This is a genomic window from Variovorax soli, from assembly GCF_031454625.1.
In the GTDB taxonomy this organism is placed as follows: Bacteria; Pseudomonadota; Gammaproteobacteria; order Burkholderiales; family Burkholderiaceae_C; genus Variovorax; species Variovorax soli_A.
Map to the genome: position 1 here is coordinate 515,054 of NZ_JAVDRF010000003.1, position 24,006 is coordinate 539,059.

The following is a 24,006-nucleotide window of genomic DNA, read 5'->3' on the forward strand; positions in this document are numbered from 1 at the left end:
CCTCTCCTCAGCTCTTGCGGCCCCAGCCCAGCACGCGACCGAGCAGGCCTCCACGCTTCGTGCCGCTGTTGGCCGACCCGGCCGCCGCTTCCACCGGGGCGCCGGCGGCGGCCGAGGCCAGCTGTCCCAGGCTCTCGAACACATAGCGCCGGGGCTCCACGCGGAAGCCCATCACCTGCTCGGCCTGCTGCACCACGCGCATCGCCAGCAGCGAGTCGCCGCCCAGGTCGAAGAAATTGTCGTTGGCGCGGATGTCGTTGACGTCGATGGCGAGTGCGCTGGCCCAGATCTGCGCCAGCTTGGCCTGCTCAGGCAGCAGCAGCACCGGCTGTGCCTGCGCCGGGCGCGCGGCCACGGCCTCGGCTGCGCTGGGCGCCGGGGCTGCGCCGGCCGCAAGGCGCTGCAGGTAGATCGCGCTCTCCGAGCCTTCCGGCGCGGAGAGCGCCGCCAGGGTCGCATCGGGCTGCTGGGCCACCTTGCGCAGCAGTTCCAGGTAGCGCTCCTTGAAGGCGGCACCGGTCTCGCGCTGATAGATGTCGGCGTTGTAGACCACGGCGCCTTCGAGGCCCTGCGGCTTGTCCATCAGCCAGATGCCGAGGTCGTCGGTCGCGCCGCGCTGCGGCAGGTGCATCTGCCGGTGCGCGAGGCCGCCGATGTCGCGCGGCCGCTCGCGTGCATCCTGGAAGGAGAACAGCGCCTGGTACAGCCCCACGCCCTGCGCCCGCTCCGCGAACTCGGGCTCGCTCACCAGGCGCTCGAAGGGGATCTGCTGATGGCTCATCACGGCGATCAGCTCCTGCTTCACGTAGCGCATGAACTCGCCGAAGCGCAGGCCCGGATCGACCTGGAAGGACAGCGGCAGGACGTTGTTGAAGAAGCCCATCACCGGCTCCAGCTCGGGCGCCTCGCGGCCGCGCACCGGCGTTGCGATGACGATCGCGCGGCTGTCGATGATGCTGCTCATCATCACGATATAGATGCCCAGCGTCAGCATGTTGAGCGTGACGTCGTTGCGCTGGCCGATCTCGCGCAGCCGCTCGGTGAGCGCCTTGTCGACGTTGATCCAGTGCGCGCCGCCCTGGCCGCTCATGCCGGCCTTGCGCGGCATGTCGGTGCGCGGCGCCTTGGGCGTGGGCGAGTTGGCGAAGCGGTCCTTCCAATAGCGCAGTTGCGACTCGAACTCGGGCTCGGTCAGCCACTTCGCATACCAGTCGGCGTAGTCGCCGTGGGTCACGGCCAGCTCGGGCAGGCCGTGCGGCTCGCCGCGTACCAACGCGCCGTAGATCGTCGAGAGCTCGCTCTGCAGCACGTCGAAGGACCAGCCGTCCCAGATCAGGTGGTGCGGCACGAAGACGAAGGCGTGGTCGTCCTCGGCGATGCGGAACAGCGCCGCGTGGAACAGGGGCGCCCGATGGATGTCGATGGGCCGGGCGGCCAGCGCGTGCATGCGCTCGACCAGCTCGGCCTCGCGCTGGTCCTCGGGCAGCGCGCCCAGGTCGAAGACGGGCAGCTCGTAGGCCAGCTTTTCCGCGATCAGCGCGGCGGGCTCGCCCGTGGCAGGGTCGGGACCGACGGCGGTGCGCAGCGAGGGCTGGCGCTCGATGATCATGGCCAGCGCCGCCTTGAACTTCTGCACGTCCAGCGGGCCGCCGAGTCGATGCGCCGAGGGCGCGTTGTAAGTCGGCCGGCCCGGATGCAGCTCCTCGACGAAGCGGATGCGCTCCTGCATCGGCGTGAGCGGGGCGCTGCGGCGATCGGCCACATGCGCAATCGGCGCGCTGCGCGGCGCGTTGCTGCCGTCCAGGCCTTCGATGGCGGCGGCCAGCCGCTCGGCGGTCGGCGCCTCGAAGAGCAGGCGCAGCGGCACCGTGCGCTCGAACTCTCGGCTCAGCAGCGTCGTCAGCCGCGCCGCCAGCAGCGAATGGCCGCCCAGCGAGAAGAAGTCGTCGCGGATGCCCAGGCCCGGCAGGTTGAGCACGCGCTCCATGGTCTGCAGCACGATGCGTTCGCGCTCGTTGCGCGGCGCCAGGCGCTCGGCCGCGTCCTGGTGCGTGGCGCTGGGCTTGGGCAGGGCCTTGCGGTCGACCTTGCCGTTGGGCAGCAGCGGGATGGCATCCAGCAGGACCACGTGCTGCGGAAGCATGTACTGCGGCAGGCGGGCGCGGAGGTGGCTGTCGAGTGCGGCCAGGTCCACCGTGGCGCCTGGCGAAGCGGCCAGGTAGGCCACGAGGCGCACGTCGCCCGGCTGGTCCTCGCGCGTGATCACCACGCTGCGTGCGACGCCGTCGACCTCGTTGCAACCGGCCTCGATCTCGCCGAGCTCGATGCGGTAGCCCCGCACCTTCACCTGGAAGTCGAAGCGGCCCATGTGCTCCAGCAGGCCGTCGTTGCGCCAGCGGCCGCGGTCGCCGGTGCGGTAGACGAGTGTTCGCTCGCCGTCGATGGGCGTGGTGACGAAGCGCTCGGCCGTCAGCTCGGGCCGATCGAGGTAGCCCAGGGTCACGCCCAGGCCACTGATGCAGATCTCGCCCGGCACGCCGATCGGGCAGGGCTGCAGGTTGGCGTCGAGGATCCAGACGCCGGTATTGGCCATCGGCTTGCCGATGGAGACGCCGCGCGCCGCGACGATCGGGCGCTCCATGCGCCAGACGGTGGACCAGACGGTGGTCTCGGTCGGGCCGTAGAGGTTCCAGAGCTCGCTGGTCCGGTCCATCAGCTCGAGCGCGAGGTCGGCCGGCACCGGCTCGGCGCCGATCCATGCGCGGAAGCCGCGCGGGCCCGACCATTGCGCATCGAGCAGCAGCCGCCACATGCCGGGCGTGGCCTGCAGGATGGTGACGGCTTCGGATTCGAGCAGCGCGCGCAGCCGGTTGCCATCCATCGCGACCTCGCGCTGCACGATCACGATCTCGGCGCCGGCGGCCAGCGGCAGCATGACCTCGGGCACCGCCATGTCGAAGGACAGGGTCGTGACCGCAGCCAGCCGGTCCCCGGGGCCGATGCCGGGCTCGCGCTGCATGGTCAGCAGCAGGTTGGCGACCGCGCGGTGCGGCACGCACACGCCCTTGGGCTTGCCGGTGGACCCGGAGGTGTAGATCACGTAGGCCGTGTCTTCGGCCTGCGCGTCCTGCGCGCTGGCGGGCAGGGCGGTGGCGGGCTGATCCAGCCAGGCGGTGTCGCGGTCCAGCAGCAGCACGCGCTCGGCGGCGTCCTCGCGCCAGGCATGGGGCGCGGCGGCGATGGCGGAGGAAGTCAGCAGCAGGCCGAGCTTTGCATCCTCGGCGTAGTAATCCAGCCGGGCTTGCGGGAAGGCCGGATCCAGCGGCGCGTAGGCCGCGCCGCTCTTGAGCACCGCGAGCAGGGCGACGAACATGTCGAAGCCGCGGTCCAGGCACAGGCCGACGCGTTCGCCGCGGCCCATGCCGCGCGCACGCAGCGCATGGGCCAGGCGGTTGGAGCGTTCGTCGAGCTCGCGGTAGTTCAGGCGCTGGGTGCCGTCGCGCAAGGCGGGGCGTTCGGGCTGCGCCGCCGCCTGCGCCAGGAACCCGGCATGCATCAGCGGCGCGCCTTCGATCGGCGTCGGCGCCGGCTGCAGGGCCGCGAGCTCGTGCACCTGCGCGTCCGACATCAGCGTGAGCCGGCCCACTTGCTGCGCGGGCTGCCGCACCACGTCGCGCAGCAGCTGCTCGTACATGCCGAGCCAGCGGCGCACGGTCGCATCGTCGTAGAGGTCGGCGTTGTACTGGGCCTCCATCTGCATGCCGCCCACCACGGGCGTGATGTTCAGGAACAGCTCGAAGTTCTCGTAGCGCCGGCCGATGGTGCTCTGCTCGACCTTGAGATCGGGGAAGTTGCCGTCGTTGGGCGCCGCATCGCGGTCGACGTTGAACAGCACGTTCACCAGCGGCAGGCGGCTGGGATCGCGCGGCACCGGCAGCTTCTTGAGCAGCGCGCCGTAGGTCAGGGTCTGGTGCTCGAAGGCATCGAGCAGCGTGCTGCCGCATGCGCGCGCCAGCTTGTCGAAGGGCGCCTGCGCATCGACCGCGACCCGGATCGGCAGCAGGTTGACGCAGTGGCCCACCAGCGAAGGCATGTCGCTCGGCATCTGGCCGGCGGCGGCGATGCCGACCACCAGGTCGTCCTGCGCGGTGAGCCGGTGCAGCATGGCGGCGAAGGCGCTGAACATGGTGGCGAACAGGCTGGTGCCGGCGGTGGCGCCGAACTTGCGCAGGCCGTCGATCAGGCCCTGGTCCAGCACGTGGTCGATGCGGTAGGCATTGAAGGTGCGCACCGGCGGGCGCGGACGGTCCAGCGGAAGCTCCAGCACCGGCAGGCTGCCGCCGGCATAGCGCGAGAGCCAGTAGCCGGTGTGGGCGTCCATCTCGGGGCTGTTGGCCTCCTGGATTTCCCAGGCGGCGTAGTCGGAGTACTGCGCGGCCGGCTCCAGCGACGGGCCGGCGCCGATCTGCTCGGCATAGAGCGCGCCCAGGTCCTGGCTGATCACGCCCCAGGACCAGCCGTCGCAGATCGCGTGATGGGCGCTCAGCACCAGCACATGGTCGCTCGGCGAGAGCCGGTAGAGCGCTGCGCGGAACAGCGGCCCCTGCTCGAGGTTGAAGCGCTCGAGCACCACGGCCACGCCGTCGTCCTCCAGGCGGCGCTTCTGGGCGGCCGGATCGAGCGTGCCCAGGTCATGCTCCACCAGCGCGACCGGGGCCGGCTCGCCGATCAGCAGCTGCGTGCCGTCCGGCGAGATGGTGGCGCGCAGCGACTCGTGGCGCGCCACCAGGCGGTCCAGCGCCAAGGTCAGCGCGGGCGTGTCCAGCGGGCCTTTCAGGCGCAGCCGCATCGATTCGTTGTAGGCCAGCGACGCCTCGGGACTCAGACGGTCGCCGAGCCAGACCTCGCGCTGCGCCTCAGTGGTGGGGACGATGCGCTCGATCAGGCCCGTGGCGAAGGGATCGAAGTCCTCGGCAGCGTCCTCGGCGGACAGGATGGCGACGGCAGCGTTGCTCATGCTTGGTACTTGGTGAACTTGCCTTGGGCCTTCGGATCGGGAACGAACCAGGCCGGCTGCCCGTCTTTGTCGCGTCCCAGGCGGGCATTCGGCGTAGGAGGATGTGCCGGATCGAGCGCCATCTTCGGCGCGGCGCGGCGCGGCAGCAGCTCGGCTTCCTGCATCTCGGCGATGGACTCCTTGAAGGCCGACTTGATGGTCGCGATGTCCTGCTGCGTATGCGCGGTGGTCATGAAGCAGGGGAAGTTGTCCAGGATGTGCACGCCGCGGCTGCGCATCATCGCGAACAGCAGGTCCTGCAGCGGATGGTCTTCCAGCCAGCTCACGCGCCACAGCGACGAGAAGTAGCGGATCTCCAGCGGCGCGCCGACCTCGCGGCAGAAGGCCGTGAGCTCGTCGGCCATGGCCGCTGTGTGCAGGTTGAGCTGCGTCTGCAGCTTGTTGTTGTCCTGCTTGAGGTGCTCCAGCGCGGCCTTGGAGGCGGCCAGCGCCAGCGGATGCCGCACGAAGGTGCCTGCGAAGTAGGTCACCCCCACGGTGGGCACGGAGTCGTCCCCGTACTGCCAGGGGCCGCCGTCCAGCGCATCCATGTAGGTGCGCTTGCCGGCGATCACGCCGACCGGGAAGCCGCCGCCCAGCACCTTGCCGTAGGTGGCGAGGTCGGCGCGGATGCCGAACAGCGCCTGCGCGCCGCCCAGGTCGCAGCGGAAGCCGGTGATGACCTCGTCGAAGATCAGGCAGGTCTCGGACTTCTCGGTGATGGCGCGCACCTCGCGCAGGAACTCGCGCGGCTGGAAGTCGGGCCGGCGGCTCTGCACCGGCTCGACCAGCACGGCGGCCAGGTCGTCGGCGTTGGTGCGGATGAATTCGAGCGCCTCGGGCGTTCCGTAGTCGAGCACCCGCACATCGCCGAACATGCCCTGCAGCACGCCGGGCGCGGCCGACATGCCCTTGCCATTGCGGCCGGCGCGCACCAGCACCTCGTCGAAGGTGCCATGGTAGGAGCCGGTGAACAGCACCACGGTGCTGCGGCCGGTGACCGTGCGCGCGATACGCAGCGCCGCCATCACGGCCTCGGAGCCGGTGTTGCACAGGGCCGCGCGGTCGAAGCCGGTGAGCTCGCACAGGAGCCGGGTCACGTCGGCCGCCAGCGGATGCTGCGGGCCGATCTCGTAGCCGAGGTCGAGCTGCTTCTTCACCGCTTCGTTGATGAAGTCGGGCGTCCATCCGAACAGGTTCATGCCGAAACCGTTGAGCGTGTCGACGTACTCGTTGCCGTCGATGTCCCACATGCGCGAGCCCTTGGAGCGCTCGACCACGATCTGGTAGGTGATCTCCTTGGTGGCAGGGCGGAAGCCATTGACCACGCGCGGGTCGGCCATGTGCGGGCGGTTGCGCTCGGTGAAGGCCTTGCTCTTTTGCGTGCGCTCCACGTAGCGCCGCATGAAGGCGGCCAGCCGCGCCTTCTGGCGCTCGGTCGGTTCCTTGCTTTGGGTGTGGATGCGGGCGATCGCGCCGAAGGCCTTCTTGACGTCGTACTTCGGCGCCGGGACCGGCTCCTCGGCCGTCGCCGGCTCAGGGGTGTTGGACGCCGTGGCCGCGGCGGTGGCCATGGGCGTGGGTTGCTCCACCGACGGGACCGGCAGCACAGGGCTGGCCGGCACCATCGGCGCCGCCGACAGCAATGCGAGTTGCTGTTGCATCAGTTGCATCTGTTGCGCGATGACCTGCTGGACTAGGCTGCCGCCGGCCGCCGTGGCCATGGCCAGGGGCTGCAGGACCTGCACCGCCGGCATTGCCTGTGCAGGCACGGGCGTCACCGCCATCGCCTGCTGCGGCGCCACGGCCGCGGGCATGGCCACAGCGGCAGGTGCCGCGGGCGCCGCCTCGGGCGGCAGCGTGGCATCGAGGAACTCGGCCAACGCATCGAAGCTGCGATAGCTCTCCATCAGCTGGCGGAAGCTCAGGTTGACCTTGAAGGTCTTCTTCACCTGCAGCGCGGCCTGCGTGAGCGTGAGCGAGTCCAGCCCGATCTCGACGAAGGGCGCGGACCCGTCGACCTCGGCCATGTCGGCACCGGAGAGGTTCTCGAACAGCTCGCGCAGGCGGGTGACGAGCGAGGCGCGGCGCGCGGGCGGCGCGGAAGTGGCGGCTGCAGCAGACATTGGAGACTCCGGAATCAGGGGGCTCGGTGCGACGGGAAGGGAAGAAGAAGCGAGCGCAGGCGCGACCGATGCCGACGATGCGATGTCGACCCAGAAGCGCTTGCGCTCGAAGGGGGTGGTGGGCAGGCGCACGCGGTGCTTGCGCGCGCGCCGGTCCAGCGGAGCGAGATCGATCTCGGCGCCCTGCGCCCAGAGCCGGCCGGCGGCCAGGCGCCAGGCGGCGCATTCGCTCGCCGGCTGGTCGGCCAGCAGCGAGACGGCGGGCGCGGGCAGGGCCTTGGTCGCGTGCTGGCGCACCAGCGTGGCCAGGGTGTTGCGCGGTCCGAGTTCGATGAAGAGCGGATGGGCGAGCTGGGCCAGCACTTCGCGCACGGCGGGCGAGAAGCGCACCGTTTCGCGCAGGTGCCGGGCCCAGTAGCGCGGGTCGGTCGCTTCCTCGGCGCTCAGCAGGCGGCCGGTCAGTGTCGAGTAGATCGGCAGGCGCGGCGCCGAGAGCGTGAGTTCGCCGACCAGCGCCTCGAAGGGCGCGACGGCGGGTTCCATCATCGCGGAATGGAAGGCATGCGAGGTCTGCAGCGCCTTGGCGACGATGCCCTTGGCTTCCAGCGCGGCGCGCAGCTGCTCGATGGCCTCGGCCGGACCGGCGGCGACCGAGACGGCCGGGCCGTTGTCTGCGGCCAGCGAGATGCCTTCGGGCAGCAGCGGCAGGAGCTCGGCGGCGGCCAGGCGCACCGAGAGCATGATGCCCGCCGGCTGCGCCTGCATGAGGGCGCCGCGGCGCGCGACCAGCCGGGCCGCGTCTTCCAGGCGCATCACGCCGGCCAGCACCGCGGCGGCGAATTCGCCCACGCTGTGGCCGATCATGGCCGCGGGCGTCACGCCCAGCGACATCAGCTGGCGGGCCAGCGCGTATTCGAGCGCGAAGGTGGCGGGCTGCGTGACCGAGGTCGGGGACAGCGCGGCCGCGTCCGTCGAGGCGATGCGCTCGCGCAGGTCGAAGTCCAGCACGCCTTCGAAGGCGGCGAGGCATTCGTCGAAGGCGGCGCGGAACACGGGCTCGGCCGCATGCAACGCCAGACCCATGCCGGCGTACTGCGCGCCTTGGCCGGGGAACATGAAGACCGGCTGCGGCACCCATGCCGCAGCGGCGGCGCCGGCGCGCGCCGGGGAGTCCGCGCTGCGCAGGGCGGCCACGGCCTGATCGATGGATTCGGCCACCACGCAGGCGCGCTGGGCAAAGGCCTTGCGGCCGACGCGCAGCGTGTGGGCGACGTCGGCCAGCGAGAGATCGCGGTGGGTGTCGAGATGGTCGGCCAGCTGGACCGCGGCGGTCGCGAGCGCGGCCGGCGAGCGCGCCGACAGCATCAGCAGCTGCGGGCCGGTGGCGGGCTCGGAGGGCTCGCGCGGCGGCGCCTCTTCGACGATCACGTGCGCGTTGGTGCCGCCCACGCCGAAGGCGCTGACGCCCGCGCGGCGCGGCTCGGCGCCGCGCGGCCACGGGCGCAGTTCGCTGTTGACGCTGAAGGGCGTGGCGGCGAAATCGATGGCCGGATTCGGCGCTTCGTAGTGCAGGCTGGCCGGGATCGCTTCGCAGTGCAGCGCGAGCGCGGTCTTGATCAGCCCCGCCGCACCGGCCGCCGTGACCATGTGGCCGACGTTGCTCTTGACCGAACCGATCGTGCAGAAGCCCTTGTCGGCCGTGTGCGCCGCATAGGCGCGCACCAGGCCCTCGACCTCGATCGGGTCGCCCATCGGCGTCGCGGTGCCGTGCGTCTCGACATAGGAGATGCTGCGCGCGGCCACGCCGGACTGCGCGAGCGCGGCCTCGATCACTGCCGCCTGGCCGTCCACGCTGGGCGCGGTGAAGCTGGCCTTGGCGCCCCCGTCGTTGTTGACGGCCGCGCCGCGCAGCACGGCGTAGATGGTGTCGCCGTCGGCGATCGCATCCGACAGGCGCTTGAGCAGCACCACCGTCGCGCCATCGCTGAAGACGGTGCCCTTGGCCTTGGCATCGAAGCTGCGCGTGTGGCCGTCGGGCGAGAGCATCGAGCCCTCGTTGTAGAGATAACCGCTCCTCGGCGGGCAGGTGACCGAGGCGCCGCCGGCCAGCGCCATGCGGCATTGGCCGGTGCGCAGCGCATGGAAGGCCTGCGCCACCGCCACCAGCGAGGTCGAGCAGGCGGTGTGCACGCTGACGGCCGGGCCGGTGAGGTTGAGCTTGTTCGCAACGCGGGTGGTGATGTAGTCCTTCTCGTTGGCCAGCATCACCTGGAATTCGCCCACCATCTCCACCAGATCGGGCCGCGTGGCGACGTGGCGCTGGAAGTAGGTGGCGTTGTACATGCCGGCGTACACGCCGACCGGGCCGGGCGCCTGGTCCGGCGCATAGCCGCCGCGCTCCAGGCATTCCCAGCAGATCTCGAGAAAGACGCGCTGCTGCGGGTCCATCAGCTCGGCTTCCTTCGGGTTGATGCCGAAGAAGGCGGCATCGAAGTTCTCGATGCCGTCGAGCACGCCGCGGGCACGCACATAGAGCGGGTCGGCACGCAATGCCGCGCTCACGCCGGCATCCAGCGCGGCATCGTCGAAGAAGCTGATCGACTCGCGACCGGCCATGAGGTTGTCCCAGAACTGCTCCACGTCCGCGGCGCCCGGGAAGCGGCCGGCCATCGCCACCAGGGCGACGGCTTCGCTGTCGCTGCGGGCAGCGGGCCGGGCGGGCGCGCGTTCGGCGGAAATCGCGACCGGCGCCTCGGCGGCCTGCATGTCGGCGGCCAGCGCAGCCGGCGTCGGCTGGCGGAAGAACAGGTTGGTGCCGAGACGCCGCGCGCTGCCCTGCTGCAGGTCCTTGAGCACGCGCAGCACCAGCAGCGAATCGCCGCCCAGGTCAAAGAAGTTGTCGTCGCGCCCGACCAGGTCGATGCCCAGCGCGCGGGCGAAGGCGGCGCAGACGCGGCGCTCCGCCTCGTTGCGCGCTTCCGCATAGGGCTGCGCGAGTTCGGGCCGCTCTCGCGCGGGCTCGGGCAGGGCGCGGCGGTCCAGCTTGCCGTTGGTGGTAACGGGCAGCTGCGCCAGCCAGACGGCCGCCGAGGGGATCATGGCCTCCGGCAGGTGCTCGGCCAAGTGCTGGCGCAGCGCGCTCCAGGGCAGCTCGGCGCCGCGGGAAACCAGGTAGGCCACCAGGCGCAGGCGGCCGGCCGCGTCCTTCTGCGGCACGACGGCGCAGGACTTGAGCGCGGGGTGGGCCAGCAGCGCCGCCTCGATCTCGCCGGTCTCGATGCGGTGGCCGCGGATCTTCACCTGGCCGTCGATGCGGCCGATGTACTCGATGGTGCCGTCCGGCAGCCAGCGCACCTGGTCACCGGTGCGGTAGAGGCGCTCGCCGGGGACGAAGGGGTCGGCCACGAAGCGCGCGGCCGTGAGCTCGGGGCTTTGCAGGTAGCCGCGCGCCAGGCCGCGGCCGCCGATGCACAGCTCGCCGACCAGTCCGGCGGGCAGCAGCGCCATCGAGGGGCTCAGCACGCGCAGCACGGTCTCATTGATGGGGCGGCCGATGGGCACCGAGCGCGCATCCGCCGGCAGGTCGCGCGGAATGCGGTGGGTGGCGGCGAAGGTGGTGCACTCGGTCGGGCCGTAGCCGTTGATCAGCGTGGTGCCCGGCAGGGCGGCCAGCGCGCGCCGCACATGCGGCACGGACAGCGCCTCGCCGCCGGTCAGCAGATGGCGCAATCCGGCGAGTTGGGCCGGGTCGTCGTCGACGATGGCGTTGAAGAGTCCGGCCGTCAGCCAGGCGGTCTTCACCCGGTGGCGGGCGATGGTGCGCGCGAGGCCGGCGCCGCTGGGCACTTTCTCGTCGTGCACCACGCAGACACCGCCGTTGAGGAGCGGGCCCCAGATCTCCAGGGTCGAGGCATCGAAGCCCAGCGGCGCTGCGTGCAGCATGGCCTCGCCGGGGGGCAGCTCGACGTAGTTCGCCTCCATCACCAGCCGCAGGATCGAGCGGTGGCAGATCTCGATGCCCTTGGGCGTGCCGGTCGAGCCCGAGGTGTACATCACGTAGGCGACCGATTCGCCATCCGCTGCGGCCGGCGCGAAGGGCGGCAACGTGGCTTCGGCGGCCGCGGGCGCCTCGTCGATCACGAGCGCGGGCCGCTCGGCGGGCACCAGCGCCGTATAGGCAGCCTGCGTCAGGACCAGGCCGACGTCGGAATGGGCCAGCATGAAGGCAATGCGCTCGGCCGGGAAATCCGGCTGCACCGGCACATAGGCCGCGCCGGCCTTCAGGATGCCGAGCAGCGCCACCACGGCGGCGCTCGAGCGGTCGAGCAGCACGCCCACGGTGTCGCCGGCGCGCACGCCCCGGGCCTGGAGGCGGCGGGCCAGGCGGTCGGCCTCCTGGTTCAAAGCCCGGTAGCTCAGCGCACCGGTTTCGCCGATCAGCGCGACTGCTTCGCCGCGTGCGGCCACCTGGCGTTCGAACAGGGCGTGGACGGTCAGCGCCGGGTCGAAGGTGCCGGGCGCGGCGTTCCAGGCGTCGAGCTGCCGTTGCCGGTCGACAGCGGCCAGGGTGCGGATCTCGCGCAGGCGGGACTCGGGGCGGTCGAGCAGGTCGGCGGCGGCTTCGGCCAGCGCCAGCAGCAGGCCGGTCTCGAGCGCACTGTCCGTCAGGGAGGCGGCACCGGACAGCCGCAGCGAGGCCGGCTCCTGGAAGCCCAGCTGGAGCATGGCCGGCGCGCCGGCGTCATGGGCCGCGCCGGCGCGCAGCCAGCGCGCAAAAGGGAGCTCGGAGGTCCCGGCCGGCCGGGCCTCCCGGCGAGCGCGGTCGACCTGGGCAATCCATTGCCAGGCCGAGTTGTCGGGGTCGCAATGCAGTTCGAGCCGGGTCGAGGCCCCGGCACCCAGCGACTCATGGAATTCCACCGATGGCGTGCCCAGCCAGCGGGATTGCAGCAGCACCCAGGCCGCGGCGAACAGCGTGTCCGGGAGGTAGCCACCTTGCCGGGCCTCCGTCGCCCACAGCGAGGCCAGGGAGGGCGGGACGTCCAGGCTGGAGGCCTGCACCGCGTCCTGCGCGGGCTTGCCGGCACGTGGCGCGAACAGGTCGGCCAGCGAAAGCATGGCGGGCTCGTTCGACGAGGAGGGCAGAGGTTCGTGCTCCATGAACTGTTGATTCCGCATTGAACTAGCCCTTCCCGTCGTAGCCCCGTGTGTGTGTCGATGTCGCCACGTTCGCCCGGCAACACATGTATCCGTCCCCACGGCGAGTAATTACAAAGCATTCAAAACCGCTCGGGGCCGATATTGCTCTCTGGCGGCGTATTTCGCCACCGTACGAAAGCCATGCCGGTTGCCTATGCCATTCGGAAGCTCTGCAACATTCGACGCATCTGGTTGCGGATCAGGGCGTCGCCCGGAAGCCCGTGCGGACACGATTCTGCCCGTCTTTTTACAATTTGAATACAAACGGGCTACCGCAATGCCTTGAAAGCGGTAGGAACTCATAGAAAAGTTCTATTTAGGAGGCCTCCATGGGCCGGCGCCGAGTCAAGCCGTCGCTTCGTCCAGCGAACCCTGATCGAGGTGCCCGGTATCGCCCCAGCCGACGAGCGTGAAACCCTGGGGGGTCCAGAGAAGGCGGTTGATGGCGGCATTGCCCAGGTGCCAGGTGCGCGGCGCTTGCAATTCCTGGCCGGTGGCAGCGCGGTAGAGCACGTCCATCACGCCGCCGTGCGCCACCAGCGCCACCAGCTCGCCCGGGTGGCGCGCCGCCAGCTGCGCCGCGACGTCGGTAACGCGCGCCCTGAAATCCAACAGCGATTCGCCGCCTTCCGGCGCGAACGCCGGATCGCGGGTGCGCCAGAGCCGGGCCTGCTCGGGCAGGGTGGCGTCGATGTCGGCGAAGGTGCGGCCCTCGAAATGGCCGAAGGCGCGCTCGCGCAGCCTGGGCTCGGCCTGGACCTCGATGCCGAGCGGGCGTGCGATCTCGAGCGCGGTCTGCCAGGCACGGGCCAGGTCGCTGGCATAGATGGCGGCGATCGGCTCCTCCGCCAGCGCCTCCCCGACGCGCCGGGCTTGCCACAGTCCGGTCGCGTTGAGGGCGATGTCGAGCTGTCCCTGGATGCGGGTGTCGACGTTCCAGGCGGTTTCGCCGTGACGCACGGCGATGAGTCGGGTGACCTCCATCAGGGAAATTCTAGGGAGAACCTGGCCCGGACATCCGTACGCCAAGGGCGCGAAGCGGCGACGGTGCCGGGAAGTCGGGCGGGTCGAAGGCCTTGTCGCCCTCCTCGTCGGCAACGCCGGTCGCCTTCAGCCCCTTGAAGTCGAACGACGTTCCGTCCAGCAGATGCGAGGGCACCACGTTCTGCAGCGCATTGAACATGTTCTCGATGCGCCCCGGGTGCTTGCGCTCCCATTCGCGCAGCATCTCGCCGACCTGCTTGCGCTGAAGGTTCTCCTGGCTGCCGCAGAGGGTGCAGGGAATGATGGGGAAGGCACGGTGCCGGGCCCAGCGCACCAGGTCCTTCTCGGCCACGTAGGCCAGGGGCCGGATCACGACGTGCCGGCCGTCATCGCTAACCAGCTTCGGCGGCATGGACTTGAGCTTGCCGGCGAAGAACATGTTCAGGAAGAAGGTCTGCAGCATGTCGTCGCGGTGATGGCCCAGCGCGACCTTGGTGGCGCCCAGTTCGTCGGCCACGCGATAGAGGATGCCGCGGCGCAGCCGGCTGCACAGGCCGCAGGTGGTCTTTCCCTCGGGAACGACCCGCTTGACGATCGAGTAGGTGTCCTGCTCCTCGATATGGAAAGGCACGCCCAGCGCCTTCAGGTAGGTGGGCAGCACCTCCTCGGGAAAGCCGGGCTGCTTCTGGTCAAGGTTGACTGCGACGATATCGACATGCACCGGCGCGCGGGCGCGCAACTTGAGCAGGATGTCGAGCAGCGCATAACTGTCCTTGCCGCCCGAGACGCAGACCATGACCTTGTCGCCGTCCTCGATCATGTTGTAGTCGAAGATGGCGCGGCCCACCTCGCGGCACAGCCGCTTTTCGAGCTTGTGGTTCTCGCGCTCGATCTTCAGGCTGTTGTTGCTGGACGAGGATGCTTCGTCATCGATCCATACGGCACTCATGGCTCATTTGCTCCGGAAAACTTCGACACCCACCGCGTCGCAGTCGGGGTACACGTCGGGCTTGGCGGTCGACACCCGCGCCGCCTGCACCTTGGGATGCGCGAGCACCTGCTCGAGGATGTCGTCGCACAGCGTTTCCTGCAAGTGGATGTGGCCCTTGGAGAGGCGCGTGGCGACGGTGCGTCGGATGAAGTCGTAGTCGACCACCTCATCGAGCTCGTCGGACTTGGGCGTCGAGACATCCAGCGGGACATAGAGGTCGACATTGATGATCACGCGCTGCTCCGCGCGCTTCTCGAACTCATGGACGCCGATGTTGATCCACACCTCGTAGTCGCGCAGGAAGAGACGCCGGCATGTGGCGAGCAGCGGGTCGATGGGGGGATGGCTCATGGCGTGGGGCCTTTCAGCAGCTCGTCGACGACGAACATGATGTCGCGCGGCAGCGGAACCAGATGCTGGCCGTTGTCCACGCTGAGGGTGGTGCCGGTCACGCTGGGCGTGCCGGCGAGAAAGACGCAGGCGCGCGCGACGTCGGCGGGGTCGATGGGCCGGCGCATCGGGTTGGCGCGTGCGGCCTGCAGGAAGTTGGCCTCGTCCTGCGGCCCGCTCTGGAAGAGGATGCCCGGGGCCACGCCGCACACCCGCACGGCCGGCGCCAGCGCCTGCGCCTGCAACGCCACTGTGCGCTCCAGGGCCAGCTTGGACACGGTGTAGGAGAAATAGTCGGGGTTCAGGTTGTAGACCTTCTGATCGAGGATGTGGAGCGCGCAGCGGTCGATGCCGTCGCCCTCTGCGGCGTGCCGCGCCAGCAGGCGCGCGAAGTCCAGCGGTGCAATCAGATTCAGGCCGATCTGGCGCAACGCCGTGGCCTCGTCGAAATCCAGTCCGGTGTCGGGCTCGAAGCCCGAGGCGTTGTTGACGATGCAGCCCAGCGGACCTTCGGCGCAGAGCCGGTCGACCAGCGCGCGCCGCCTGGCCTCGCTGGCGATGTCGGCCTCCACCGCATTGGCGCTGTGGCCCTCGCCCCGCAGCCGCTCGCACAAGGCCTCGGCTTCTTCGCGCGAGGCGTAGTACTGGCACCACACCGGCCAGCCCGCGCGCGCGAAGGCTTCGCAGAGCGCGGCGCCGAGCCGTCGGCCGCCGCCGGTCACGAGCACGCCGGGTCGTGGGGTGGGTTCGCGCATGCTGATAGATTTCCTGTCTTATGAACGAGGAGCCGGGCGCCGAGCGCGCCAACCCCCTGATCCGGATTATCGATGCCGCCTTGCAGCGCGACGGTGGCTGGCTGCCCTTCGACCGCTTCATGGCCCTGGCCTTGTACGCGCCGGGCCTGGGCTATTACGCCAACGCGAGCCGCAAGTTCGGCCACATGCCCGAATCCGGCAGCGACTTCGTCACGGCGCCCGAGCTCACGCCGCTGTTCGGCCGGACGCTGGCGCTGCAGCTCGCCGAGGCGCTGGCGCACACCGGCACCGACGAGATCTGGGAATTCGGCGCCGGCTCGGGCGCGCTGGCCGCGCAGCTGCTCGGGGCACTGGGCGAGCGCGTCGTGCGCTACCGCATCGTCGACCTGTCCGGCACGCTGCGCGAGCGCCAGCAGCAGGCGCTCGCGCCCTGGGCCGCCAAGGTCGAATGGCTGTCGGAGCTGCCGCCGCGCATGCGCGGCGTGGTGGTGGGCAACGAGGTGCTCGATGCAATGCCGGTGCAGCTGCTGGCGCGGCGCGGCGGGCAATGGTTCGAGCGCGGCGTGGTCGCGCAGGGTGCTGGCTTTGCCTGGGACGATCGGCCTACGGCCCTGCGTCCGCCGCAGGAGATCGCCGGCGCGCACGACTACCTGACCGAGATCCACCCACAGGTCCGCGCCTTCATCGCCACGCTGGCGGAGCGCCTGCAGCAGGGCGCCGCCTTCTTCATCGACTACGGCTTTCCCGAGGCCGAGTACTACCACCCGCAGCGCCATATGGGCACCGTCATGTGCCATCGCGGCCACCGGGCCGACGCCGATCCGCTGGCCGACGTGGGCATCAAGGACATCACCGCCCACGTCGATTTCACCGGCATCGCGCTGGCCGGTCAGGATGCAGGGCTGGCGGTGCTGGGGTACACCAGCCAGGCGAGATTCCTGCTCAATGCCGGCATCCTGCCCATGATGGAAGCGGCATCGCTGGCCGAGCGCACGCTCGCCGCGCGGCTGATCCACGAGCACGAGATGGGCGAGCTGTTCAAGGTGATCGGCTTCGCGGTCGGCGAGGGCTGGACGGCCTTGGGCTTCGCCGAGGGCGATCGCAGCCATACGCTGTGAGTCCGGGGCAACCGGTCGGCAAGCAACGATTCCTTGGCAATCGCCCATGACGCTCCTACAGTGGTCGGCTCCTCGATGAATCCTTCGAATGACAGCCACCTCTGACACCACGCCGGCCCAGGACTTCGAGATCCGCCGCTTGGACGCGCCGGTCGGCGCCGAGGTGCTCGGCCTGGATATCGGCAAGCCCATCAACACGGCGGACTTCGCGCGCATCCACCGCGCGCACCTGGACCACCATGTGCTGGTGTTCCGCGACCAGCGCGTCACGCCCGAAGCCCATATCGCCTTCAGCCGCCGGTTCGGCCCTCTCGAGATCCATGTGCTGCACCAGTTTCACCTGGCGGGGCATCCGGAGATCCTGATCGTTTCCAACATCAAGAAGCCCGACGGCGAGCCGCTGGGGCTGGGCGATGCCGGCGCCTACTGGCATTCGGACCTCTCGTACAAGCCCAAGCCCAGCCTGGGCTCGCTGCTGCATGCGCAGGAGCTGCCCAGCGAGGGCGGCGACACGCTGTTCGCCGACCAGCACCTGGCCTGGGAAGGCCTTTCGTCCGCATTGCAGCAGCGCATCCTGCCGATGAAGGCCGAGCACAGCTATCTGGCGAAGTACGAGGAGTTGCGCGCGAAAAATCCCTGGCGCCCGAAGCTCTCGCAGGCGCAAGTCGACCAGGTTGCACCGTCCGTGCACCCGGTGGTGCGCACCCATCCCGAGACCGGACGCAGGGCCCTGTTCGTCAGCGAGCACTTCACGACTCGCATCGTCGGGTTGCCGCAGGGCGAGGGCGATGCGCTGTTGGGCGAACTGTTCGCGCACAGCGTCCGGCCCGAGTACGTGTACCGCCACCGCTGGGCGCCGCACGACCTGGTGTTCTGGGACAACCGTTCGCTGATGCACCTCGCAGCGGGCACACCCGACCACCTGCGGCGCAAGCTCTACCGCACCACCATCGAGGGCGATGCGCCTTTCTGAGGCTTCTCAGCCCTTGACCTGCCGCCTCACCTGGCGGAGCTCGTCGTGCAGGAATTCGGCAGAGTCGCGCGTGCCCGAGCTCGCGGTGCGGACCTTGTAGGGGGCCTTCGTCACTTCGGAGCGCGTGCCGCAAAGCCTGATGAAGTCCTCCGCGGTCACGATCCTCTCCTTGAAATGGTCGTACTTGGCGCGCAGGTGCCGGGCGGCTTCGGCTGCGTCGTGCTCCTCGCCGTTGCGCATGAAGGTCATCGACTTGTGATCGGCGACGCGCTCGATCAGCGTCTCGATGACCTTCTGCTCGGAAGCCGACGGGGTGGCGTACGCCGGGCCCGCTGCGCAGAGGGCGACGGCGGTTGCGGCCAGCAGGCGTTGCAGGAAACGAATCAGGTTCATGGCGTGAACTCCGGGAAGGTGAATGCCCATTGCGGCGATTGGACCCGACGCCGGCGCAGCCCTGCGTGGGGCGCCGAGGCCGCCTGGCGTCAGGTTTAATCTGATCTTTGCCTTGTGTTCTCGCGCCATGAGCTCTTCCGACACGCCTCAAGACCCGCTGCGCATCGCCAACGCGCTCGCCGACGCCGCAGCCGCCCATTCGCTGCGCCTGTTCCGCACACCGCTGGAAGTGGTCGCCAAAGCCGATGAAAGCCCGGTCACGCAGGCCGACCGCGCTGCCGAGGCCGCGATGCGCGAGATTCTGGGCCGGGAACGCCCGGCCGATGGCATCTACGGTGAGGAGCACGGCCTGGAGCGCGTCGACGCTGCCGACGTCTGGGTGCTGGACCCGATCGACGGCACGCGCAGCTTCATCACCGGCTCACCACTGTGGGGCACGTTGATCGCCCTGGTGCGCGGCGGCCGCGTCGAGTTGGGGATGGTGGACATGCCGGTGCTGGGCGAGCGCTGGGTGGGCCAGCTTGGCCTCGGCGCGCAGCGCAACGGCCAGGCGGTGCGCGTGAGCGCCTGCAGTGCCGTCGCGGCGGCGCGCATCTTCACCACCTCGCCGGACATCTTCGGCGCCACTGACTGGAAGGCCTTCGACCGGCTGAGCCGGCGCTGCGCGATGCGCCGTTTCGGCGGCGACTGCTACAGCTACGCCCAATTGGCCGGCGGCACCATCGACCTGGTGGTGGAGGCCGGCCTTCAGCCCTACGACTACCTGGGCCCTGCCGGCCTGATCGAGGCTGCGGGCGGCGTCATCACCGACTGGGAAGGCCGCGCGCTGGACCTGGGCTCCGACGGGCGCGTCGTCGCCGCGGCCACGCCTGCGCTGCACCGGGAGGCGCTGGCGATCCTGAACGCCTGAGGCCATGATCGGGACGGATGTCCCGTTCCGCGCGCCCTGCCGAGGCCTGGCCGGCCCGAAAACAGGATCGGCGCACCGGAGGCAGCCGGCGCCCGGCCATCAACAATCGAAGCTCCACTCATGTTTACTCGAGAACGGCATCGGCGAGCGCCGCCCGCTGGCCCCCGCAGGCCGAGCGCGTGGCGGCGGCGACGTCGCTGCCGGAGGCGCCCGAACTGTCTGTCGATGAGCTGGCCCGCCAGCATCGCGTGAGCCGTCGCGAGCTGGAGCGCGACTTTCGCCGCTGGCTGGGCATCGCGCCGGCCGGTTGTGCGCGGCTGGTGCGCTTCCAGTGCGCGGCCCGCGCAATCGCCGATGGACGTGTTCATCGCCTGGGTCGGATGCGCTCATCGATGTCCCGCCCGCGGCGCTTTGCGTCTTCCAGATTTGCGGCGCGCCAGCTGCGCTGGACTAGACTGTTCCAATGATCCGCTGGCTGATCGTCGTCGTCCTCGCACTGCTCCTCATGAGCGGTCTGACGCAATGGCTGCGGCGCTTCGGCTTCGGGCGCCTGCCCGGAGACTTCGAGTTCCGCGCTTTCGGCCGCGAGTGGCAGCTGCCCATCGGCAGCACCGTGGTGCTCAGCCTGATCGCGGCCTTGATCGCACGATGGATCTAGCGGCCGCTCAGGCCTGCAGGAACAGGCGGTAGACGGGATTGGCGGTTTCCTCCACGAACGGATAGTCGAGGGTTCGCAGGAACTCCTCGAAAGCCCCATGGTCGGCCGCGGGAACCTGCAGACCGACCAGGATGCGGCCATAGTCCGCGCCCTGGTTGCGATAGTGGAAGAGGCTGATGTTCCAGGTAGGCCGCATGAGACTCAGGAACTTGAGCAGCGCGCCGGGCCGCTCGGGGAAGACGAAGCGCAGCAGCCGCTCGTCGTGTGCCAGGCCGCTTCGGCCGCCGACCAGGTGGCGGATGTGCTCCTTCGCGAGCTCGTCGTGCGTGAGGTCGATGGCGCCGTAACCGTGGGCGAGGAAAGTCTCGGTGATGGTCTTCGACTCGCCGCGCGTCTGGGTCGTCAGCCCCACGAACACATGCGCCTCCTTCGCATCGCTGATCCGGTAATTGAACTCGGTGACGCTGCGCGACGCGCCCGGCAACTGGCCCACCAGCTCGCAGAACCGGCGGAAGCTGCCGCGTTCCTCGGGAATGGTGACGGCAAACAGGGCTTCGCGTTCCTCGCCCACCTCGGCGCGCTCTGCCACGAAGCGCAGCCGGTCGAAGTTCATGTTGGCGCCGCAGAGGATGGCCGCATAGGTCTGGCCCCGCGTGCCGTGCGCCTCGACGTATTGCTTGATCGCCGCCACTGCGAGTGCGCCGGCGGGCTCGACGATGCTGCGAGTGTCGACGAACACGTCCTTGATGCCGGCGCAGACGGCGTCGGTATCGACAGTGATGAACTCATCCACGAGCTCGCGGGAGATGCGGAAAGTTTCCTCGCCGACCAGCTTGACCGCGGTGCCGTCGGAGAACAGGCCGACGTCGGGCAGCGTCACCCGTTCGCGCGCGGCGACCGAGCGCATCATCGCGTCGGAGTCGTTCATCTGGACGCCGATCACCTTGATCTCGGGCCGCACGGCCTTGATGTAATTGGCAACCCCGGAGATCAGTCCGCCGCCGCCGATGGCGACGAAGACCGCATCGAGAGGGCCCTGGTGCTGCCGCAGGATCTCCATCGCGATCGTCCCCTGGCCCGCGATCACGTCGGGGTCATCGAAGGGGTGCACGAAGGTGAGGCCGTGCAGCTTCTGCTGCTCCAGCGCGTAGCCATAGGCGTCGGAGTAGCTGTCGCCGTGCAGCTGCACCTCGCCGCCGAACGCCCGAACCGCGTCGATCTTCAGCTGCGGCGTGGTCACCGGCATCACGATCACGGCGCGTGTGCCGAGCTTGCGCGCGCTCAGCGCCACGCCCTGGGCATGGTTGCCGGCCGATGCGCAGATCACGCCCTTGGCGAGCTGCTCCGGGCTGAGTTGCGCCATCTTGTTGTAGGCACCGCGCAACTTGAAGCTGAAGACTTCCTGTTGGTCCTCCCGCTTGAGCAACACGGTGTTGCCCAGGCGAGCGCTCAGCGCCTGCGCCGGTTCCAACGCGGACTCGACCGCCACGTCGTAGACGCGTGCCGTGAGGATCTTTTTCAGGTAGTCGGCGGGCGAAAGCGGTGCGGAGGGTGTGGACATAGGGCCGCGATCATAGGCCCGCCGTGCTCGCCCAATACGGGCCCAAGAAAAAAGCCCCGGGCCTTGCGGCTCGGGGCTAAATCCACCAATTGGGAGGGTGGAGGAGACAACTGGTGCACACGTATTCGTGTGCGATGAAATAAAGTATACCGGCTCATTGTTGCGATGCAACAAGCGAGTGACGCTTTTCCAACACAAATCGACGCCTGCGTGATTTTTCTGCCGCGCGTCACGACTTATGGAGCCTCCGAGGATGGAATGCACAGTGAGCTGGACCGGCAACGCGGGAGCGCGATCGGCCATGGGCTTCGTCGCAGAGACCGGCAGCGGCCACGTCCTAATGATGGATGGGGCGCCGGACCCTGCGAAACCTGAGAACGGCGGCCAGAACCTTGCTGCGAGACCCATGGAAACCGTGCTGGCCGGCACGGGCGGCTGCACGGCCTATGACGTGGTACTGATCCTCAAACGTGGCCGGCATCAGGTCGAGCGGGTCAGCGTCAAACTGAGCAGCGATCGCGCAGAGAAAGACCCGAAGGTCTTCACCAAGATCCACATGCACTTCACGGTAGCGGGCAAGGGCATTCCGGCCGCCGCCGTCGAGCGTGCGATCGCCCTGAGTCACGACACCTACTGCTCGGCCAGCGTGATGCTGGCGAAGACGGCCGAGATCACGACCAGCTTCGACCTGATCGAGACCTGAGCGCGGCCGGACCTCGCTCAAATGCGATGAGCGACCGTGGTCATCACACGAGCAGCAAGGCGCATCAGGGCCTTCGCCGGCGCCGGCAGTTCGTGCGCCCCGGCACTCCAGGCTTGCGCCGCATGGCGCGCTTCGTCCAGCTTCATCTGATTGACAACTGCCCGCGAGGCCGTATCGCCGGCTGGAAGCCGGTCGAGATGTCCATCCAGATGGGCCTCGACCTGCCGCTCGGTCTCCGCCACGAAGCCCAAGCTCAGCGGATCGCCGAGCCGCCCGGCCACGAGGCCAAGCCCGAAGGCGCCGAGGTACCACAGCGGATTGAGCACCGACGGGTGCGCGCCCAGTTCCTCGAGCCGCTGCTGCGTCCAGGCCAGGTGATCGGTTTCCTCGCGCGCAGCCTCGTCGAAGTGCGCCCGCAGCTTCGGATCTCGCGCGACTGCCGACTGCGCCGTATACAAGGCTTGGGCGCACACCTCCCCCACGTGGTTCACCCGCATCAATGCACCGGCTTCCCGGCGCTCGGCTTCACTCAGCTCCCCGGCCGGGGCGGCTGGGGGAGGTGCGGCGCGAGTCGCATGGGGCCTGGCAAATAGCGTGCGCAGGGCTGCATCCGCGGTGCCCAGGACAGTGTCGAGCAAGGGGGTCATGGACCGATTGGAACCGATGCGCAATAGGTCACTTGCACGGCAGGTCTTGTTTCATATTGCGAGATCTCGCAGGCGCCCGGTGCTTTGTTGCAAAGCTGCAACGAAAGGGCGGAGCGGGCCGCGTTTTCGGGCGAATTGTTTTGCCCAGACGAAGCCGCTCTGGTGCAATAGCGACAACTTCCCAAAAGGAGGTTGGCCCGGGGTCCGGTGGGTGCACAGAAGTGCCAGTCACGGTGAGCCCTTCGCACCGGAGCCCTATGTTTAACCTTGGAGAAACTTGCAATGAAAAAATCTCTAGTTGCCCTGGCTGCTCTGGCTGTTGCCGGTGTTGCCTCGGCCCAGTCGTCCGTGACGCTGTTCGGCGTGGTTGACGCTGGTGTCAGCAGCTACTCGAACAAGTCGGACCTCGCTGTTCCGTCCCTGACCGCCCCCTTCCTGCCGGGCAGCGTCAAGGTGAGCCGCACCGCATTGTCGAACTCGGGTTACAACTCCAGCCGTATCGGCTTCCGTGGTACGGAAGATCTCGGTGGCGGCCTGGCTGCCAGCTTCTGGCTCGAAGCCCCGATCTCCAACGACGACGGCCAACAAGGTATTGCGACCTTTGCTCGTCGCTCGACCGTGAGCCTGTCGGGCGGTTTCGGTGAAATCCGTCTGGGCCGTGACTACACCCCGACGTTCTGGAACGACACCGTGTTCGATCCGTTCGGCACCAACGGCGTTGGCACCAACCTGATCAGCACTGCCAACACCAGCTTCGGCACTTGGCTCGGCGGCGGCACGACCAGCGTCCCCGGCTTCACCAACGTGACCGGCAGCAACTACGTTCGCGCCAGCAACTCCGTCGGCTACTTCCTGCCCCCGAACCTCGGTGGCTTCTACGGCCAGCTGATGTACGCTTTCAACGAGCGTGACAAGTACGATCCGGGCGCAGCCACGCCCACCGCGCTCAACACGCAGCGCACCGGTCGTTACGTCGGCGGCCGCTTCGGTTACGCCAACGGCCCGCTGGACGTTGCTGCCTCCTATGGCAACAGCACCATCGGCGACAACTTCTTCGTCGGCACCACGACCTCGGTCAAGACCTTCAACCTGGGCGCTTCCTACGACTTCGGCGTCGTGAAGCTGTTCGGCGAATACTCGAAGGCAAAGAACGAAGTTGACGTCGAAAACGCCTTCCTCGTCGCCGCTCCTGACGTCGACCTGAAGGGTTGGCTGCTGGGTGCGACCGTGCCTGTCGGCCCGGGCCTGATCCGCGTTGCGTACTCGGCTGTCAAGTACGACTTCAACCTGCCGACCACTCCGTTCTTCACCACCGACGATCCGAAGGCCAACAAGTTCGCCATCGGCTACGTGCACAACCTGTCGAAGCGTACGGCTCTGTACGCGACGGTGGCTCGCGTTCGCAACAAGAACGGTGCTGGCCTGAACCTGGGTGGCCCGGCCTTCGTGACCACCCTCAGCGGTGCGGCCTACGCGCCGAAGACCTCGACGGGTTACGACTTCGGTATCCGTCACGCTTTCTGATCTTGAAGCTGGCGTGAG

At 69.0% G+C, this 24,006-nt stretch carries 16 protein-coding genes; 7 read left to right on the forward strand and 9 right to left on the reverse strand.

Annotated elements, in window-relative coordinates; all coding sequences use genetic code 11:
* Nucleotides 1-7: 7 nt before the first annotated feature.
* The 6 genes from J2739_RS09565 to J2739_RS09590 form a co-directional block, all read right to left on the reverse strand.
* Entirely contained in the window at nucleotides 8-5,017 is a 5,010-nt protein-coding gene (locus J2739_RS09565; RefSeq protein ID WP_309900867.1) for a non-ribosomal peptide synthetase, read from the reverse strand.
* Complete coding sequence (locus J2739_RS09570; protein ID WP_309900869.1) at nucleotides 5,014-12,342, reverse strand: polyketide synthase; 7,329 nt, start codon at nucleotides 12,340-12,342, stop codon at nucleotides 5,014-5,016. Before J2739_RS09570 ends, J2739_RS09565 begins: the two co-directional genes overlap by 4 nt.
* 384 nt (nucleotides 12,343-12,726) lie before the next feature.
* Nucleotides 12,727-13,368 (reverse strand): histidine phosphatase family protein, encoded by a 642-nt coding sequence (locus J2739_RS09575; protein ID WP_309901109.1) that lies wholly within the window; start codon nucleotides 13,366-13,368, stop codon nucleotides 12,727-12,729.
* A gap of 7 nt (nucleotides 13,369-13,375) precedes the next feature.
* Complete coding sequence (gene ttcA, locus J2739_RS09580) at nucleotides 13,376-14,314, reverse strand: tRNA 2-thiocytidine(32) synthetase TtcA (RefSeq protein WP_309900871.1); 939 nt, start codon at nucleotides 14,312-14,314, stop codon at nucleotides 13,376-13,378.
* Nucleotides 14,315-14,317: 3 nt separating this feature from the next.
* Nucleotides 14,318-14,707 (reverse strand): dihydroneopterin aldolase, encoded by a 390-nt coding sequence (locus J2739_RS09585; protein WP_309900873.1) that lies wholly within the window; start codon nucleotides 14,705-14,707, stop codon nucleotides 14,318-14,320.
* Nucleotides 14,704-15,501, reverse strand: coding sequence for an SDR family oxidoreductase (locus J2739_RS09590; protein ID WP_309900875.1), 798 nt, complete (start codon nucleotides 15,499-15,501; stop codon nucleotides 14,704-14,706). Before J2739_RS09590 ends, J2739_RS09585 begins: the two co-directional genes overlap by 4 nt.
* 119 nt (nucleotides 15,502-15,620) lie before the next feature.
* Here J2739_RS09590 and J2739_RS09595 point away from each other — a divergent pair, with 119 nt between their 5' ends.
* Complete coding sequence (locus tag J2739_RS09595; RefSeq protein WP_405053863.1) at nucleotides 15,621-16,619, forward strand: class I SAM-dependent methyltransferase; 999 nt, start codon at nucleotides 15,621-15,623, stop codon at nucleotides 16,617-16,619.
* A gap of 88 nt (nucleotides 16,620-16,707) precedes the next feature.
* A complete protein-coding gene (locus J2739_RS09600; RefSeq protein WP_309900879.1) occupies nucleotides 16,708-17,592 on the forward strand; it encodes a TauD/TfdA dioxygenase family protein in 885 nt (294 codons plus the stop codon).
* Between the two features lie 6 nt (nucleotides 17,593-17,598).
* Here the strand turns inward: J2739_RS09600 and J2739_RS09605 are convergent, their stop codons facing one another.
* Entirely contained in the window at nucleotides 17,599-17,985 is a 387-nt protein-coding gene (locus J2739_RS09605) for a DUF5329 family protein (RefSeq protein ID WP_309900881.1), read from the reverse strand.
* A 127-nt stretch (nucleotides 17,986-18,112) separates the two neighbouring features.
* Here J2739_RS09605 and hisN point away from each other — a divergent pair, with 127 nt between their 5' ends.
* From hisN to J2739_RS09620, 3 genes are read left to right on the forward strand one after another with little or no spacing between them, the layout of a single operon-like run.
* Nucleotides 18,113-18,895: a histidinol-phosphatase gene (gene hisN / locus J2739_RS09610; protein WP_309900883.1), complete on the forward strand. Its 783-nt coding sequence runs from the start codon at nucleotides 18,113-18,115 to the stop codon at nucleotides 18,893-18,895.
* A gap of 17 nt (nucleotides 18,896-18,912) precedes the next feature.
* Complete coding sequence (locus J2739_RS09615) at nucleotides 18,913-19,362, forward strand: helix-turn-helix transcriptional regulator (protein WP_309900885.1); 450 nt, start codon at nucleotides 18,913-18,915, stop codon at nucleotides 19,360-19,362.
* A complete protein-coding gene (locus tag J2739_RS09620) occupies nucleotides 19,359-19,553 on the forward strand; it encodes a DUF2905 domain-containing protein (protein ID WP_086924150.1) in 195 nt (64 codons plus the stop codon). The genes J2739_RS09615 and J2739_RS09620 overlap by 4 nt, the downstream gene beginning before the upstream one ends.
* A gap of 7 nt (nucleotides 19,554-19,560) precedes the next feature.
* Here J2739_RS09620 and ilvA read toward each other — a convergent pair whose 3' ends face one another.
* Nucleotides 19,561-21,114: a threonine ammonia-lyase, biosynthetic gene (gene ilvA, locus J2739_RS09625; protein ID WP_309900887.1), complete on the reverse strand. Its 1,554-nt coding sequence runs from the start codon at nucleotides 21,112-21,114 to the stop codon at nucleotides 19,561-19,563.
* Between the two features lie 253 nt (nucleotides 21,115-21,367).
* Between ilvA and J2739_RS09630 the strand changes: the two genes are divergently transcribed.
* Nucleotides 21,368-21,817 (forward strand): OsmC family protein, encoded by a 450-nt coding sequence (locus J2739_RS09630; RefSeq protein ID WP_309900889.1) that lies wholly within the window; start codon nucleotides 21,368-21,370, stop codon nucleotides 21,815-21,817.
* A gap of 17 nt (nucleotides 21,818-21,834) precedes the next feature.
* Here J2739_RS09630 and coq7 read toward each other — a convergent pair whose 3' ends face one another.
* On the reverse strand, nucleotides 21,835-22,464 hold the full coding sequence (gene coq7, locus J2739_RS09635) for a 2-polyprenyl-3-methyl-6-methoxy-1,4-benzoquinone monooxygenase (protein WP_309900891.1): 630 nt from the start codon (nucleotides 22,462-22,464) through the stop codon (nucleotides 21,835-21,837).
* Nucleotides 22,465-22,746: 282 nt separating this feature from the next.
* Between coq7 and J2739_RS09640 the strand changes: the two genes are divergently transcribed.
* On the forward strand, nucleotides 22,747-23,988 hold the full coding sequence (locus J2739_RS09640) for a porin (RefSeq protein WP_309900893.1): 1,242 nt from the start codon (nucleotides 22,747-22,749) through the stop codon (nucleotides 23,986-23,988).
* Nucleotides 23,989-24,006 lie beyond the last annotated feature (18 nt).

Excerpts from the sequence above, each read along its gene's own strand:
- J2739_RS09620 (WP_086924150.1), top strand. The coding sequence starts at position 19,359 with ATGATCCGCTGGCTGATCGTCGTCGTCCTCGCACTGCTCCTCATGAGC.
- J2739_RS09640 (WP_309900893.1), top strand. The coding sequence starts at position 22,747 with ATGAAAAAATCTCTAGTTGCCCTGGCTGCTCTGGCTGTTGCCGGTGTT.
- J2739_RS09590 (WP_309900875.1), bottom strand. The coding sequence starts at position 15,501 with ATGCGCGAACCCACCCCACGACCCGGCGTGCTCGTGACCGGCGGCGGC.
- J2739_RS09600 (WP_309900879.1), top strand. The coding sequence starts at position 16,708 with ATGACAGCCACCTCTGACACCACGCCGGCCCAGGACTTCGAGATCCGC.
- ttcA (WP_309900871.1), bottom strand. The coding sequence starts at position 14,314 with ATGAGTGCCGTATGGATCGATGACGAAGCATCCTCGTCCAGCAACAAC.
- hisN (WP_309900883.1), top strand. The coding sequence starts at position 18,113 with ATGAGCTCTTCCGACACGCCTCAAGACCCGCTGCGCATCGCCAACGCG.
- J2739_RS09565 (WP_309900867.1), bottom strand. The coding sequence starts at position 5,017 with ATGAGCAACGCTGCCGTCGCCATCCTGTCCGCCGAGGACGCTGCCGAG.
- J2739_RS09570 (WP_309900869.1), bottom strand. The coding sequence starts at position 12,342 with ATGGAGCACGAACCTCTGCCCTCCTCGTCGAACGAGCCCGCCATGCTT.
- J2739_RS09615 (WP_309900885.1), top strand. The coding sequence starts at position 18,913 with ATGTCCCGTTCCGCGCGCCCTGCCGAGGCCTGGCCGGCCCGAAAACAG.
- J2739_RS09595 (WP_405053863.1), top strand. The coding sequence starts at position 15,621 with ATGGCCCTGGCCTTGTACGCGCCGGGCCTGGGCTATTACGCCAACGCG.
- J2739_RS09630 (WP_309900889.1), top strand. The coding sequence starts at position 21,368 with ATGGAATGCACAGTGAGCTGGACCGGCAACGCGGGAGCGCGATCGGCC.
- J2739_RS09605 (WP_309900881.1), bottom strand. The coding sequence starts at position 17,985 with ATGAACCTGATTCGTTTCCTGCAACGCCTGCTGGCCGCAACCGCCGTC.
- coq7 (WP_309900891.1), bottom strand. The coding sequence starts at position 22,464 with ATGACCCCCTTGCTCGACACTGTCCTGGGCACCGCGGATGCAGCCCTG.
- J2739_RS09585 (WP_309900873.1), bottom strand. The coding sequence starts at position 14,707 with ATGAGCCATCCCCCCATCGACCCGCTGCTCGCCACATGCCGGCGTCTC.
- ilvA (WP_309900887.1), bottom strand. The coding sequence starts at position 21,114 with ATGTCCACACCCTCCGCACCGCTTTCGCCCGCCGACTACCTGAAAAAG.